14 protein-coding genes are annotated in these 16761 nt (G+C 31.7%); 8 read left to right on the top strand and 6 right to left on the bottom strand.

All coding sequences use genetic code 11. From position 1 onward, the window contains the following. Window positions 1-179: 179 nt before the first annotated feature. The 3 genes from ACVC2P_RS05480 to prfB form a co-directional block, all read right to left on the bottom strand. Window positions 180-2645, bottom strand: coding sequence for a TonB-dependent receptor domain-containing protein (locus tag ACVC2P_RS05480; protein ID WP_452597469.1), 2466 nt, complete (start codon window positions 2643-2645; stop codon window positions 180-182). Between the two features lie 247 nt (window positions 2646-2892). Continuing rightward, window positions 2893-3234, bottom strand: coding sequence for an arsenate reductase family protein (locus ACVC2P_RS05475; RefSeq protein WP_452597468.1), 342 nt, complete (start codon window positions 3232-3234; stop codon window positions 2893-2895). Between the two features lie 16 nt (window positions 3235-3250). Next, a protein-coding gene (gene prfB / locus ACVC2P_RS05470) for a peptide chain release factor 2 (protein ID WP_452597467.1) occupies window positions 3251-4361 on the bottom strand; the annotation gives its coding sequence in 2 pieces (ribosomal slippage) (window positions 3251-4297 and window positions 4299-4361; 1110 coding nt in all). Between the two features lie 92 nt (window positions 4362-4453). Between prfB and ACVC2P_RS05465 the strand changes: the two genes are divergently transcribed. From ACVC2P_RS05465 to ACVC2P_RS05455, 3 genes are all read left to right on the top strand, one after another. Beyond that, on the top strand, window positions 4454-5473 hold the full coding sequence (locus tag ACVC2P_RS05465) for a threonine aldolase family protein (RefSeq protein ID WP_452597466.1): 1020 nt from the start codon (window positions 4454-4456) through the stop codon (window positions 5471-5473). A 222-nt stretch (window positions 5474-5695) separates the two neighbouring features. Then, complete coding sequence (locus ACVC2P_RS05460; RefSeq protein WP_452597465.1) at window positions 5696-7369, top strand: OmpA family protein; 1674 nt, start codon at window positions 5696-5698, stop codon at window positions 7367-7369. A 326-nt stretch (window positions 7370-7695) separates the two neighbouring features. Next, window positions 7696-8220 carry a hypothetical protein gene (locus ACVC2P_RS05455; RefSeq protein WP_452597464.1) on the top strand — a complete coding sequence of 175 codons (525 nt, stop codon included), beginning with the start codon at window positions 7696-7698 and terminating at the stop codon, window positions 8218-8220. Window positions 8221-8287: 67 nt separating this feature from the next. Here the strand turns inward: ACVC2P_RS05455 and ACVC2P_RS05450 are convergent, their stop codons facing one another. Continuing rightward, on the bottom strand, window positions 8288-8611 hold the full coding sequence (locus tag ACVC2P_RS05450) for a YbaB/EbfC family nucleoid-associated protein (RefSeq protein ID WP_452597463.1): 324 nt from the start codon (window positions 8609-8611) through the stop codon (window positions 8288-8290). Window positions 8612-8682: 71 nt separating this feature from the next. Here ACVC2P_RS05450 and ACVC2P_RS05445 point away from each other — a divergent pair, with 71 nt between their 5' ends. From ACVC2P_RS05445 to ACVC2P_RS05435, 3 genes are all read left to right on the top strand, one after another. Beyond that, window positions 8683-10821, top strand: a complete 2139-nt coding sequence (locus ACVC2P_RS05445; protein WP_452597462.1) for a S9 family peptidase — start codon at window positions 8683-8685, stop codon at window positions 10819-10821. 69 nt (window positions 10822-10890) lie between these two features. Next, the gene (locus ACVC2P_RS05440) at window positions 10891-11931 is read left to right on the top strand and encodes a PLP-dependent cysteine synthase family protein (RefSeq protein WP_452597461.1); all 1041 of its coding nucleotides are present in this window, start codon (window positions 10891-10893) and stop codon (window positions 11929-11931) included. Between the two features lie 227 nt (window positions 11932-12158). Beyond that, complete coding sequence (locus tag ACVC2P_RS05435; protein ID WP_452597460.1) at window positions 12159-13418, top strand: aminotransferase class I/II-fold pyridoxal phosphate-dependent enzyme; 1260 nt, start codon at window positions 12159-12161, stop codon at window positions 13416-13418. A gap of 69 nt (window positions 13419-13487) precedes the next feature. On the opposite strand, the gene ACVC2P_RS05430 is transcribed toward ACVC2P_RS05435, so the two are convergent. Then, window positions 13488-14609, bottom strand: coding sequence for a GTP cyclohydrolase (locus ACVC2P_RS05430; RefSeq protein ID WP_452597459.1), 1122 nt, complete (start codon window positions 14607-14609; stop codon window positions 13488-13490). Between the two features lie 10 nt (window positions 14610-14619). Next, window positions 14620-15651, bottom strand: coding sequence for a transporter (locus tag ACVC2P_RS05425; protein WP_452597458.1), 1032 nt, complete (start codon window positions 15649-15651; stop codon window positions 14620-14622). Between the two features lie 121 nt (window positions 15652-15772). Here ACVC2P_RS05425 and ACVC2P_RS05420 point away from each other — a divergent pair, with 121 nt between their 5' ends. Next, window positions 15773-16036 carry a DUF4834 family protein gene (locus ACVC2P_RS05420; RefSeq protein ID WP_452597457.1) on the top strand — a complete coding sequence of 88 codons (264 nt, stop codon included), beginning with the start codon at window positions 15773-15775 and terminating at the stop codon, window positions 16034-16036. Between the two features lie 35 nt (window positions 16037-16071). After that, window positions 16072-16761, top strand: a 690-nt coding sequence (locus ACVC2P_RS05415) for a peptidase (RefSeq protein ID WP_452597456.1), incomplete at its 3' end; no start/stop codon positions are given.

Raw genomic sequence — 16761 nt, 5'->3', positions numbered from 1 at the left:
AAAGAAATTAAAGAAGAAAAAAAAGCTAAGCGTAACGCATAGTTTTAAACATATACAATAAAAAAGGGAAACTCTAGAGTTTCCCTTTTTTTATGCATAATTATGTGTACTTATAATATTCTATATACCATTTACAAGAACTAAAGAAATTATTGTATAATTTAAATCATACATAAAAATTACCCTTCAAATCCTTCATCACCTCCATTTGGTCTTTGGCCTCTACGTTGTTGTTTCTTTGTTTGATTAAATCTGTAAGTAAACGATAAATTAAAACTACGCTCTCTCCATTGAAATTCGCTTTCGTTTACAAATGTACTAGTCGTTGTTACTTGTTTTCTTTTCCTAGAATTAAATAAATCACTAACATTAAAAGCTAAAGAAGCCTTTTCTTTAAATAAGTCTTTGCTAAATGCTAAATTAGTAGAAAAAACACCTTCTCTTTTATTTTGTGCATCTTCACTAGGGCCTCTATAAGATAGGCGTGTTTGCCAATCTATATTACCAGGAAGCGTAAATTTGTTATTTACACGAGCAAACCAACTTGTATTTTTATTTCCTAGGTTTTCTCCATTTGGCGTAACTCCTTCGGTTTCACTTTTGAAAAAATTGAAATTTCCATTAATATTCCATTTTTTGGAAGCTCTGTAACTTAAAGTAAATTCAAACCCAAATCGGTCTTGTGTTGCCAAGTTAATAGGCGTACGTTGTATTACAGGAATTTCTTGTCCGTTAACAATAGCAGTTTCGCCAGAATCGAAACTAGTAAAATTAAAAATATCTGTAGCATGCGAAAAATAAGCAGAAGTATCGAATGTAAATTTTCCAAAACGTTTTAAATACCCTAGATCTACTTGTCCAGAGTAACTAGGTGCAAGAGCAGGGTTTCCTTGAAAAATACTTGTTACACTAGAGCGAGAAGGGAAGGGGTTTACAAAAAATGAACGTGGGCGACGTATACGTCTGTTATATCCTAGAGTAATGTTTTCACTTTCGCTTAGCTCGTAACTTAAATTTAAAGTAGGGAATAACCCATTGTATGTGTTTTTTACATAATCTCCGCTCGTAGGCTGGTCTAATGTTATTTGCGTGTTTTCAAAACGTAAGCCTAAAAGGTAAGAGAATTTACCAATCTTGCTTCCATACTGCGAATATACAGCAGTAATAAATTCTCTATAATTAAATAAGTTAGTTAGGTCTGTACTTACATTAAATACATTCGTGTCAAAATCTAAAAACTCAACAGTGTAATCTGTACTCTTATCATTAAAGTTACCGCGGTAACCTAACTCAAACTGACTTTTTTCTCCTATGGGTAAAACATAATCTGTTTGTAGAAGAATACGTTGTTCGTCCTCTAATGTCGCAACCTTTTCAGAAACAGTCCCGTCTACATTTACATTAGATAATTCATCATTACTACTATCTTCATATTGAAAATCGAAAGTTAATTTATGACCACTAGTTTTAAATTGCTTATCAAAATTAACAGCATATTGTATTGTTTGTCTGTCAGATAACTCTGGGTCTAAACGTAGTGTACTTGATGTAAGTGTGTTATTCGCATCAAATTGACTTACACGATTGGTTGTATTGCTTTCATTATCTCCATTGCTATAAAGCACCGAAGTTGTTAAAGAAGACGATTCGTTAACATACCACTCCACTCCAAAATTAGTATTAAGCCCTTTTCTAATACGGTCGTACCTATTAGTCTCTTCTAGAAAGGTATCAGGATTGTCTGCTATTAAGTTACCAGAAGCGTCAAATTCTTGATTAAAATATCTAGTAAAGCCATCATTGTTACCTGGTACTTCTCTATAATTATATGATGTAGTGTTAAATATATTAATATCTCCTGTTCTGTAATTAATATTTCCAGAAATTCCGGCAGCTGGATTATAACCTACATTTGTTGTTATGGCTCCGTTTAAACCTTGTAACTTACTTCTGCGTAAAATAATATTTAAAATACCACCAGTACCTTCTGCATCATATCGAGCAGATGGAGACGTTATAACTTCTACTTTCTCAATAGATTCTGCAGGTAATTGTCGTAAAGCATCTGTAGAATTTAAACCTACCAAGCCAGAAGGTTTTCCATTAATAAGTATGCGAACATTATCATTCCCTCTTAAGGCAACATTACCTTCAACATCTACAGAAACAGAAGGGACATTATCTAAAACATCACTAACAGTACCACCTCTAACAGTTAAATCTTTACCTACGTTATAAATTTTCTTATCTAGTTTAATTTCTACAGTTGTTTTTTCTGCAATAATTTCAATTTCGTCTAACGCTTCTGTATTTTCATCAAGTAATTGTATGCCTAAGTTTACCGTTTTTGTTATTTGTTTGTTTTCAATTTTAACTGTTGTAAACCCTATATATTCGTAAGATATAGTATACGAACCTACAGTTACAGGAATATTATATTCTCCTTTCTCGTTTGTAATACCTCCAGTAATATTTGTTTTATCTGTAGTATCTGTAAATACTACTGTAGCATATTCTAAAGGGGTTTTAGAATTGCTGTCTAGAATTTTTCCGCTAATAGTTACTTCTTTTTTAGAGGTGTTTTGTGCGCTAGATGTTGTTACAAAAGTAACGAGACATACTAGGGTAAGTATTAATTTATGCATGAATATATTTTAGCAGTTAAGACTGCAAAAATAGATTATGGTTTAACTTAGATTGGTTAAATGTATGTTAAATAAGAAAGCTTCAAAATGTTAATATTTTGAAGCTTTTTTTATTTATTAAGTCGCCTTTAAAGCTAAAGTGCTAGAAGACGTTATTAGGGTAGTATTACTATAAGTCTATTTTTATAATAAGTTTAAATTTAATGCTACAGTATTTTCATTATATAAGTTAATAGCGTGTTTTAAATTATATAATTGTAGTTATAAGCTCTGGCGGACGCCCAATAACAGCTTTGTCACCGTTAATTACTATTGGTCTTTCTATAAGTTTTGGATGCGCTACCATAGCTTTAATAATGTCTTCATTAGTTAAATCTTTTCCTTTGTAATCGGCTTTCCAGATAGCTTCATTTTTACGAATAAGCGCTAGAGGTTCTATATTTAATAAACTTAATAGGTTTTTTACATCTTCAACAGTTGGTGTATCTACTAAATAGTTTATAACTTCATAATCTTTACCAGAGTCCTTAACAATTTCTAAACCGCAACGCGATTTACTACATCTATTATTGTGGTATATTTTAATCATATTTTTTTATTTTTTATTATAACGAATCTTGTGTTGTATCTTTTTGTCCCATCATCATTAAATACGCTTTTAAGAAAGGTGTAATATCACCATCCATAACAGCATCTACATTACCTGTTTCGTGTGCAGTACGTACATCTTTAACCAGTTTATACGGGTGCATAACATAATTACGTATTTGGCTACCCCATTCAATTTTCATTTTACCTGCTTCAATATCATCGCGCTGAGCCATTTGCTTCTGTAATTCAATTTCGTAAAGCTGAGATTTAAGCATCTGTAATGCACGCGCTCTATTATCGTGTTGAGAGCGAGTTTCTGAACACGAAATCTGTATACCAGACGGTTTATGTGTTAGTTGCACTTTAGTTTCAACTTTATTTACATTTTGTCCTCCAGCACCGCTAGATCGTGCAGTAGTAATATCTATATCTGCAGGATTAATGTCTATTTCTATACTGTCATCAACTAATGGATAAACATAAACAGAGGCAAAACTGGTGTGGCGTTTCGCATTACTATCAAAAGGAGAGATACGTACTAAACGGTGTACACCATTTTCGCCTTTAAGCCAACCAAAAGCGTAATCACCTTCAATTTCTATAGTCACCGTTTTAATACCTGCAACATCTCCATCTTGTAAGTTAAGTTCCTTTACTTTAAAACCATTTTTTTCGGCATACATTAAATACATACGTAATAACATATTTGCCCAATCGCAACTTTCTGTACCTCCAGCACCAGCAGTTATTTGTAAAACGGCACTTAAATTATCACCTTCTTCCGAGAGCATGTTTTTAAACTCTAAGTCTTCAATTAGAGTTTTTGCTTTTTCAAAGCGAGTTTCCACATCCTTAATTGTTGCTTCTTCTTCCTTATAAAATTCGTAAATAACTTCAAGATCCTCTACGAAAGTATTCGATTTTTCGTAGTCTTCAACCCATTTTTTCTTTATTCTAAGCGACTTCATAATAGCCTCTGCAGCTTTAGAGTCGTTCCAAAAATTAGGGTCGAACGTTTGCTCTTCTTCGTTTTGAATTTCTATTAATTTCTTATCTATGTCAAAGATATTGCCTTAAAGCATTAAGGCGTTTAGAGAGATCTTTTATATGATCTTGTGTTATCATTATATTGTAGTTTGAAACAAAAATATAATTTATACCATTATATTAAAGTAATTGAAAGCATATTTTATAATTTTATGCATAAAAATAAATAAATGATAATAGATTTAAGAAGCGATACGGTAACAAAACCTTCTAAAGAGATGTTAGAAGCTATAATAAATGCTAATGTAGGAGATGATGTGTATAAAGAAGATGAAACCGTTAATGCATTAGAACTAAAAATTGCAGAATTATTTGGAAAACCCAAAGCATTGTTTTTTCCTAGTGGAACAATGGCGAATCAAACCGCAATAAAATTACATACAAACCTAGGAGATCAAGTTATTTGCGATAAGTATTCTCATATATTTAATTACGAAGGTGGGGGTGCATCGTTTAACAGTGGGGTTTCTTGTAAACTAATAGATGGACAGCGTGGCATGTTTACAGCAAAACAAGTTGAAGAAGCTTTAAATCCTCCAGATTTTTACCATAGCCCACTAACTCGATTAGTTGAAATAGAAAATACAACCAATAAAGGAGGAGGAGCTTGTTGGGATTTTGAAGAGATAAAGAAGGTGCGTAAAGTATGCGATGCAAATAGTTTAGGGTTACACTTAGATGGGGCACGCCTATGGAATGCTTTAGTCGCAAAAAAAGAAAGCCCTAAACAATATGGAGATGTGTTCGATACTATTTCTGTGTGTTTAAGCAAAGGGTTGGGATGCCCTATAGGTTCTGTGTTGGTAGGAGACGAAGATATTATGAAAGATGCGATTAGAATTAGAAAAATTCTAGGAGGCGGAATGAGACAGGTTGGCTTTCTAGCTGCAGCTGGACTATATGCATTAGATAACAATATAGAGCGATTAGAAGAAGATCATGAAAAAGCTAAAGAGATAGCGAATACATTAAAAACGCAAGCGTATGTAAATACAGTAGAACCTGTAGAAACTAACATTGTAATTTTTAGTTTAAAAGAAGGGATTTCTGAAAGTGAATTTATACAGACTTTAGATAAAAAGGGGATAAAAATTATAGCATTAGGTGCTGGTAAAGTAAGAATAGTAACACATTTAGATTACACTAATGAGATGCATAACCATTTCTTAAAAGCGTTAAACTCCCTATAAAATAAGAAAAGAAACTAAAATTTCATAGTAGTTTTGTAAGATTAAATTTGTTAAAATTTTTAACGTGTTTTTTTGCGTTTCATCGAAAGAGTGTGCTTTTTTCGTTTTAAAAACCACTAAAGGGTTTGATTGCTAGTATTTTTGTACGAAATTAGTAGAATAGGCTAAACCCTAACTACTTAGCGTATATAAATAACCATATAATCATTAAACTTTAACAAAATGAAAAAATTACTACTAACATTTTTATCTTTTGCAATTGGCTTAGTTGCATTTGCTCAAGATTTACCAGCTAATCCTGAACCAGGGAAGTGTTATGTTCGTTGTGTAACACCAGATATTTGGGTAAATCAAGACGTAACAGTTCAAGTAGCACCAGCTTACAAGAAATTAAGCACAGTACCAGCAAAATACGGAACAGAAACAGAAACCGTTGTAGTTGCTAATGCAAGCCAAAGATTGGAAGTTGTGCCAGCAAAATATGAAACACAGACTTTTGAAGTCGTTGTAAAAGAAGCAAGTCAACGTTTAGAAAAAATAGCTTCTAGAACAGAAACAGAAATAGAAACTGTTGTTATTAAAGAAGCAAGTCAACGCTTAGAATTGGTGCCAGCAGTGTACGAAACACAAACATTTGAAGTGGTAACTCAACCAGCTAGCCAAAAATTAGAAATGGTACCTGCGGTTTACGAAACACAAGATGTTACTGTAGTAGTTAACGAGGCAGGACAACGTTTAGAAGTTATTCCTGCTGAGTATGGTACAGAAAATATTACGTACAAAAAAAGAGAGTTTGGGTCTTCATTAAAAGTCGTTCCTGCTAAATTTTCTTCTAACTATCAAGTTATAGAAACTAAACCAGCTACAGCAAAATGGGGAATGAGTGATACACCTGCGGCAGATTGTCAATCTAGCGATCCTAACGATTGTAGATACTGGTGCTACAAAGCAGTACCAGCACAAAATATAACAATTAATACAACAGAATTAGCATCAGATGCATCTTACATTAGAACTCCAGATTGTGATACAAGTGCAGATCCAGATTGCGGAATGTCTTCTTATACAAGAAAAATAGTTGTTAAACCAGCATCTACAAGAACAATAGATATACCTCAAGTAACTAAAACAGTTAAGAAAACTGTTATGGTAACACCTCCAACAACGAGAGTAATTCCTATTCCAGCTGTAACGAAAACAATGAAGCGTACAGTAATGGTAACGCCTCCAACAACAAGAGTAATAGAAATACCAGCAGTTACTAAAACTGTTAAGAGAACAGTAATTATACCAGAAACAACAAGAGTTGTAGAGATTCCAGCCGTTACAAAAACAATGAAACGTACAGTAATGGTAACGCCTCCAACAACAAGAGCTATAGATATTCCTCAAAAAACAGCAACAATTAAGAAAACAGTTTTAGTTGAAGATTCTAAAGTTGTTGAAACTCCAGTGCCACCAGTAACGAAAACAGTAACTAAGGAAGTGTTACAGAAAAAAGGAGGATTAACAACATGGAAAGAAGTAGATTGTAAAGTTGTTGAGTATAACGACCTTAACATAAACTGGAACTTAGGTTCTGCAACATTAACTAATGCTGCTAAAGCAGAAATTGATGCTAAATTATTACCAGTATTAGCAGATGGTGTATCTGTAGAGATTGCATCGCATACAGATTCTAGAGGGTCTAAAGCTAGCAACCGTTCTTTATCAGAAAGAAGAGCACAAGCAGTAACAAACTATTTAATATCTAAAGGTATTAACTCTAGTAGAATCGTTTCTAATGGTTATGGAGAAACTAGATTAACTAACAGATGTTCAGATGGTGTATCTTGTACAGAAAGAGAGCACTTAGCAAACAGAAGAACTCAGTTTAGAGTAATAAACGCTAACTAAGTACCTTAGAAATACAAGATGTTTAATCCTACAATAATCTATACAGATTAAATAAAGGATTAAAAATAGAATAAAAAGAGAAGTTTTTGCTTCTCTTTTTTTATATAAATAACTATTATAAAACGAAAACATAAATGAATTAGGTGTTCTCAATTTTAATGTAAGTAAATGCTAAAATTATTATAAAGTGTAATAAATGAGCAATATAGAGCTATTAAATAGCGTTGATGTAAAAGCTATAACCCTTTTATATAGTAACTAGAAGTATGTCTATCGATTGTTGATACATTGGAGATTGCGTTACAATAAATTAAAAATTTTACAACATGAAACTAACGCAATTAATTCTCTGCTTGCTATTTACATTTACTGTAAGTAATATAAACGCTCAAAATTCTAATTACGAATTACCAAAACGCACACCAACATTAAATACTTTAAAAACAGATGGTTTAATTCAGCCATACCTAGACGATTTTTTAAAAGAATGTAAAAAGTACAATATTAAGTTTACAGATAAACTATTTAGCTTAAAAGAAATAGCAATTGTTGATACATTACAAGTATCAACAAAAGGCGGTACTTTAGGTATGTTGGTTAGAAATAAAAAAAATGAAGTTGAAAAAATAGTATTTAGCTGGATGACGCTTTTAGATAAAGAAATTTTAAAAGTAGTCGCATTTCATGAGTTTGGACATTATTTTCTAGGTTACAAACATACCTGTAAAGATTGTAACGCTATAATGGCAGAAGTAAATACAAGTTATTTTAATATTGTTAGAGATTGGGAAAATCAAGTAGAACAATTATTTTTAAACTCTCCAGAATATTTAAAACGAAAGTTACAATAGAAAAAAATAAGAAATAGAGTGAAATAAAAAAAGCCTTTTAATATACATATTAAAAGGCTTTTTTAAATTATTTAAACATATCCATTCCAGGTATATTAGGCATCCCATCTTTTGCAGCAGCTGCAAGTTCGGCTTCGTTAATACGTGTCGCTTTTTCTATGGCCTTATTTAATGTTAAAATTAAGTAATCTTCTAACTGTTCTTTATCCTCTAACAATTCATCATTAATTTCTATAGATTTTATAGCTCTATTTGCTGTTAATGTTACTTGTAATAAGCCATCGTTACTCTTCTCATCAACTAAAACAGTATTTAGTCGCTGTTTTGTTTCTTCTACTTTTTTTTGAGCATCTTGAAGCTTGCCCATCATACCACTAAGGTCTCCAAACATAATTCTTATATTAATAGTTTAATTTGGTGCAAAGTTATTAAATTTGAGAGGAAATTGTTTAAATATTTAATATGAAGAAAATTACTATAATTTCACTTATAAGTTTATATTTTTGTGTTTCCTGTAAACAAAAAGAAGATATGACAGATAAAACAATAGTTAAAACATTTCCATTAGCCAAGAAAAAACCTAAGCAATTAGAAATACATAATGATATAAGAGTTGATAATTACTATTGGTTAAATGATAGAGAGGATGCTGAAGTTATAAACTATTTAAATGAGGAGAATGCCTACACTAAATCTGTTTTAAAACATACAGAGCCATTTCAAAAAGAATTATTTGAAGAAATGAAAGGCCGTATTAAAGAAGATGACGAATCTGTACCCTATAAATTAAACGGATATTGGTATATAACTAAATACGAAAAAGGAAAAGGATACCCTATCTATACACGAAAAAAAGGGAGCTTAGAAGCAGAAGAAGAGTTGCTTTTTGACTGTAATGAAATGGCCAAAGGACACGCTTATTTTAGGTTAGGTGGCATTTCTGTTAGCCCAGACAATACTATGGTTAGTTTTGCTGTAGACACTGTGAGTAGAAGGCAATATACGTTGCAAATAAAAAGCTTAATTACTGGTGAAGTATTTTCAGACAAAATAGAAAACACAACAGGGAGTTCTACATGGGCTAATGATAATAAAACATTATTCTACAGTAAAAAAGATGAAGTAACATTGCGTTCTGATAAAATTTTTAAGCATAAATTAGGCACACCTAAAGAAGAAGATGTTGTTGTATATAATGAAACAGACGAAACATTTAACACCTTTGTATACAAAACAAAGTCTAAAAAATATATAGTAATAGGCTCTTCTAGCACATTAACTTCAGAGTATCAAATACTTAATGCAGATACGCCAGACGGAGCATTCAAAATGTTTCAAGAACGAGAGCGAGAACTAGAATACTCTATAGCACATTACGATGATAGTTTTTATATTATAACAAATAAGGATGGAGCTAAAAACTATAAACTTCAAAAAACATCAGAAAATAAAACAGAAAAAGATAATTGGGAAGATGTATTACCGCACAGAGCAGATGTTTTAATAGAAGATATAGAAATTTTTAGTAAATATTTAGTTGTTAATGAACGCCAAAATGGATTAAATAATATAAGAGTCATCAATTGGGATGGAAGTGAAGATTATTATTTAACATTTAATAATGAAACCTATACGCTAAATATAGGAAACAATCCAGATTTTGATAGCACAGATTTAAGATACAGTTATAACGGTTTAATAACACCAAATTCTGTAATTGATTATAACTTTGAAACGAAACAGCATAATGTTTTAAAAGAACAACAAGTACTAAGTGATACGTTCGATAAAAACAATTACGTGTCAGAACGTATATGGGTTACAGCTAGAGATGGAGCCAAAGTACCCGTTTCAATGGTATATAAAAAAGGAATGAAAAGAGATGGTAGCCATCCATTATTACAATATGCTTACGGCTCTTACGGCTCTACTATAGATCCGTATTTTTCATCTATAAGATTAAGCCTTTTAGATAGAGGATTTATATATGCAATAGCACATATTAGAGGAGGAGAATATTTAGGGCGCAAATGGTACGAAGATGGTAAGCTATTAAAAAAGATGAATACATTTACAGACTTTATAGATTGCTCTAAACACTTAATTAAAGAAAAATATACTACAGCCGAACATTTATATGCAATGGGAGGAAGTGCAGGAGGTTTATTAATGGGTACAGTAATTAACCTAGAACCAGAATTGTATAATGGTGTTATTGCAGCAGTACCTTTTGTAGATGTTGTTACTACAATGCTAGATGATACAATACCATTAACAACAGGAGAGTATGATGAATGGGGGAATCCTAATGATAAAACATATTACGATTATATGAAATCGTACTCACCATACGATAATGTAAGCTCTAGAGACTATCCAAATATGTTAGTAACTACTGGCTTGCATGATTCACAAGTACAATATTGGGAACCAGCAAAATGGGTAGCTAAATTAAGAGACTTAAAAACAGACAATAATACCTTGTTATTTCATATAGATATGGAATCTGGTCACGGTGGAGCTTCGGGGCGTTTTGAAAGTTTAAAAGAAGTTGCATTACAGTATGCTTTTCTGTTAGATTTAGAAGGAATTAACCATTAAAAAAAAAATCCGTATTTTTGCGAGGTTTTAAACACAATAACCAATTGATTTAGCTTATAAGTAGCGTTTATGGAAAACAATAAACAAGTTTTTGACAATGTATTAGACCTAATAGGAAATACACCAATGATAAAACTGAAAAAAATAACGTCTGAATTTAAAGGTAATTTCTTAGCTAAGGTAGAAGCTTTTAATCCAGGACATTCCTCTAAAGATAGAATTGCATTATATATAATTGAAGAAGCAGAACGTCAAGGTATTTTAAAACCAGGAGACACTATTATAGAAACGACCTCTGGTAATACAGGGTTTAGTATTGCTATGGTAAGTGTAATAAAAGGATACGACTGCATTTTAGCTGTAAGCTCTAAGTCTTCTGCAGATAAAATAGACATGCTTAAAAATATGGGGGCTAAAGTTTATGTTTGCCCTGCAAATGTTAGTGCAGATGACCCAAGATCTTATTACCAAGTAGCAAAACGATTACATGATGAAATAAAAGGATCTGTATATATAAACCAATATTTCAATCAGTTAAATATGGATGCGCATTACCATTCTACAGGACCAGAAATCTGGAACCAAACTAATGGTAAAATAACGCATTTAGTAGCATGTAGTGGAACGGGAGGAACAATTTCTGGAACAGCAAAATATTTAAAAGAGCAAAACCCAGAAATTAAAGTTATAGGTGTAGACGCTTATGGTTCTGTGTTAAAAAAGTATCATGAAACAAGAGAGTTTGACGATAAAGAAATTTATCCATATAGAATAGAAGGCTTAGGTAAAAATTTAATACCTACAGCTACAGATTTTGATACAATAGACGAGTTTGTTAAGGTTACAGATGAAGAAAGTGCACATACAGCACGTGAAATAGCAAAAGTTGAAGGACTTTTTGTAGGTTATACCTCTGGAGCAGCAATGCAAGCTATAAAACAATTAGAAGGAGAAGGAGAATTTAAAGAAAACGATGTTGTAGTTACAATTTTTCCAGATCACGGATCGCGTTATATGAGTAAAATATATAGCGATAAATGGATGAGAGATCAAGGCTTTTTTGATAGTATTAATGAAGAAGCTGCACAAAGTATACAATACGTAAAATAAATAAGAATAAACATATTGAAATTAGCTGATTTTAAGTATTTTAAGTCAGCTAATTTTTTTGTGAAAAATAGACAGTAAAAAGATTATGCAAAAAAGGTAGAATTACCTAATTTTGCATCTACTAACTAATGTAATGGCTTATAATAAATTATTCAAAATAAACTTTTACCTTAAAGATGTTTTGTGTGTAGAGTTATGGGCGTAAAGTAAACAATGAAAACGAACCGATGAAAGACTTATTTGCAAAAATATACAAGGATAAAGGACCGTTAGGGAAATGGGCATCAGCTGCAGAAGGATATTTTGTATTTCCAAAGCTGGAAGGACAAATCTCTAATAGAATGAAGTTTCAGGGAAAGGAAGTTATCACATGGAGTATTAATGATTATTTAGGATTAGCTAACCATCCTGAGGTTCGTAAAGTTGATGCAGAAGCAGCAAAAATGTACGGGTCTGCATACCCAATGGGAGCACGAATGATGTCTGGTCACACAGAACTACACGAGCAGTTGCAGAATGAATTAGCGGCGTTTGTTAATAAAGAAGCTGCTTACTTATTAAATTTTGGATACCAAGGAATGGTTTCTACTGTAGATGCATTAGTATCTAAAGATGATATTATTGTTTACGATGTAGATTCTCATGCATGTATTATAGATGGAGTGCGTTTACATATGGGTAAACGTTTTACATATAAGCATAACGATATAGATAGTTTAGAGAAAAATCTTGAACGAGCAACTAAAATGGCCGAGCAAACTGGCGGAGGTATTTTAGTGATTTCTGAAGGGGTTTTTGGTATGCGTGGAGAACAAGGGCGTTTAAAAGAAATAGTTGAGCTTAAAAAGAAATTTAATTTTAGACTATTTGTTGATGATGCTCATGGTTTTGGAACACTTGGAGCTACTGGAGCAGGAGCAGGAGAAGAGCAAGGTGTACAAGACGAGATAGATGTGTATTTTGCAACATTTGCAAAATCTATGGCTAGTACAGGAGCATTTATTGCAGCAGATAAAGAAATTATAGATTACTTAAAATACAATCTACGTTCGCAAATGTTTGCAAAATCACTGCAAATGCAATTGGTTGTTGGTGCATTAAAACGTTTAGATATGTTACGTACAATGCCAGAGTTAAAACAAAACCTTTGGACTATCGTTGATGCATTACAATCTGGATTAAAAAAGCGTGGTTTCGATATTGGAACAACACAAAGTTGTGTAACACCAGTATATTTAAAAGGGAGTATTCCAGAAGCAATGGCTTTAGTTAGAGATTTAAGAGAAAATTATGGTATTTTCTGTTCTATAGTAGTATACCCTGTTATACCTAAAGGTTTAATTTTATTAAGAATGATTCCTACAGCTACACATACTCTGCAAGATGTTTCTGAAACTCTAGATGCATTCGATGCCATTAGAGATAGATTAGAAAACGGAACTTATAAACGTATGTCTGCCGCTTTAGTAAAAGCTATGGGAGAGTAAAAACGTAAAATAGATACTTAATAAAAAAATCCAATTCATTTGAATTGGATTTTTTTATTACCAGCTTATTTATTTAATTGCTTTACGGTATGTTTTACGACGCTTAACAACAATAGGGTTAAAGTGTTTCCATATTTTATGTATGGCTTCGTTATCTTCTAATTCTGGAGTTCTGTAGCAATTAATAATACCTTTCTTGGTAAACGTTTCATAATATTCATTAAAAATAACAGCATGAACGCCTTTATTTTGATAATCTGGATGTACACCTATTAAATAAAATACAACATCCTTACTATGTTTTTTAGCTTTTAGCAATTTGGCAAAACCAAAAGGAAATAACTTTCCCTTAATTTGTTGTAATGCAGAGGCAAACCTAGGCATTACAATAGCGAAAGCTACCATATTATCCTGTTCGTCTACAATAAATTTAATATATTCTGGATTAACAAAACTTATAAATTTCTTTTTAAAATAAGCTTTTTGAATATCAGTAATTTCTACAAAAGAAGCTAAAGAAGAATAACTTTCATTAAATAAATCAAACATTTTATCTGCATAAGGCATAACCTCTTCAGTAGTAGTTAATTGTAATGCTTTAAGCTTATAACGTCGCTTTATAAGCTCTTGCGCTTTTTTAAACGTTTCTGGATTTACATTAGCAAAAGGGAATTTACTTTCTGAATACGATTTTTCAATAGTATAACCCAAAGCCTCGTAATGTTTTACATAGTATTCGTGATTATACCATGTAATCATATTACTAACTTGATCAAAACCTTCGGTCATTACACCAACTTTATCTAAGTTAGAGAAACCTACAGGACCTTCTGTATATTCTAAATTATGAGCTTTGCCTATTTTTATAACTTCATCTAATAACGCTTTAGAAACTTCTAAATCATCAATAAAATCGAACCAGCCAAAACGCATTTTTTTCTGGTTTTGGTTTTTCACCTCTAACCAGTTTATAATTGCTGCAACACGCCCAACAATTTCTCCGTTTTTATAGGCTAGAAAAAAAGTTGCTTCTGCATCTTTAAAAATGGGGTTCTTTTTTTTGTCAAAAGTTTCTAATTCCTGATTAATAATTGGAGGAACCCAATATTTAGAATCTTTATATAAAGAAAAAGGAAACTTAACAAAAGCTTTAAGTTCCTTTTTAGTAATAGCCTGTTTTACTGTAATCATATTCTAGTGGTTAATCTTCGTCATCAAAATCAATCTCTTGGACTTCTTTTTTCTGTTTTTTATCACCAGCAGCATCACCACCTTTTTTCTTATTCTTTTTGTTTTTCTTACGTTTTTTATTGGCTCTACGTTCAGCTTCTTCTTCAGCAGAAACACCATTATCTGGTTTATCGTCTTGATGGAAATCTAACCTGTAAGATACACCAAAATTAATACTAAATACAGAAGGCGTATCTTTAGTATTAAATGTTAAAGCAGTGTCTAATTGTAAGTCTTTACCCCATAAATATGCACCCCCAAAACGGAATAAGTTATCCGCATAGAAATCACTTTTTATTCCTTGAGTTTCTCCAAATAAAACAACATTTTGATTAATTGCTTTAGTTAAAGTAAGGATGTATTGAAAATCTGAAAACTCAGACCCAATCCTATCTTTTATTAAGTTTAAAACCATAACCCAACCACTAGCAAAGTTATTTTGTGTAGCTACAATTACTTTAGGACTAAACCCCTCTACATCTGGTGCTGTGTATGGGTTGTCTTTAGTGTCAAAATTAGCGCCTAAATACACAGAAACTGCTGGAATTAGAGACTTCCATTGGAATTTTTTATTAGCATGGTAACTGTATAAATTGGGTTTTTCTTCTTCGGCATTTTTATAAGGATCGTATACCAAATATTTAGCACCTATAGTTAAGTTTTTAAAATTTGAACGTTTATTTTCCGAAGAAATAGAAGAACGATTATCTGTAAATGTGTCGCTTTGGTAAGCGCCTTCAATATTAAGTTCTAACTCTGGTAGTAGTAAGCCGTATCTTGCAGCAAAATCAATTCCGAAACCAGAAACATCATATTTTAAAGGGGTATGTTTTTCTTTTACAGTGTAAGGGCCAATTTCAATTTGGGCAACATTTGTACCGACTGCGAATGCAGAACGCGACACTCCAGGTCTATTAGAATTTATAACTTCTGTATACTGAGCGTTTACAGTATAACTAACAATAAATAATAAGGTCGGTAAAAAGAATTTTTTTAAGGACATAAATATTAGGTTTAGCTCCAAATATAGAGATTTTATATATTTTTTAAGTATTTATAACTGAAATTACCCAAAGAGTATTGTATTTTTGTTTAAATAAATTAAAACAACAATATTACTTTTTATGGGATTATTAAAGACCATACTTTTTATTATATTATTTTACTATGGTTTTAAGATATTGTCTAGAATTTTTGGACCACTGTTTTTAAAGTACCTAAGTAAAAAAGCAATGCAACGTTTTGGAGGGCAGTTTGAAGGATTTCAAAATCAAAAATCGCAACAGGAACAACAAAAAGAAGGAGAAACGACTATAGATAAAATACCAAATAGAAAATCTTCGAATAATACTGTTGGGGAATATGTAGATTATGAAGAAATAGATTAAGTTTATTTCGTTTTCTTACTTATATACCATAATATATGTTCAAAGCAGAGATTAAAAGCAAAATAAACGAAGATATCTGTATCTTGATCTCACCAGATAATGATTCTTATAATTATATATGTGATTGTGGTGAAGCTTCTAATTTATCTGTAAAGGATTGCCAGAATACAAATGCCGTTTTTTTGAGTCATACACATATAGATCACTTTGTTAATTTCGATACTATTTTAAGACATCAAATAGGAGTAAAACGACGTATTATTATTTGTGGTCCAGAAGGTGTTATTAAACAAGTGCAGTCTAGAATACAAAGCTATTGTTGGAATTTAATAGCTGAGGATGCTATTGTTTACGAAGTTAGAGAAATTCAAAAAAATAGTATTATAAAGCGAGCAGAGTTAAAACCGCCGTTTTGGAATGCAAATGCGATGGAGGATTTAAGTACTGAAACTATTTTTAAAACAAATAAATTTGAAGTTCGTTTTACTATTTTAAATCATAAAACACCATCTATAGCTTACCTTTTTAAAGAATATGACTCGACTAAAATAAATATTGCTGGTACAAGTTTTAAAGGCGGAAAGTGGATTAATACGCTTAAAGATGCATACCGTTTAAAAGAACACGACGCTATAATTGCTGTAGAAGATAACGTTTTTAAAGCTTCCGATTTGTTTCATTTAATACATGTTAAAAAAGGAGAAACACTTGGGGTAATATTAGAC

The organism is Pontimicrobium sp. MEBiC01747 (assembly GCF_053601635.1).
The sequence above is the reverse complement of the archived record's forward strand: the minus strand, read 5'-3'. Positions and strand labels throughout refer to the sequence as shown.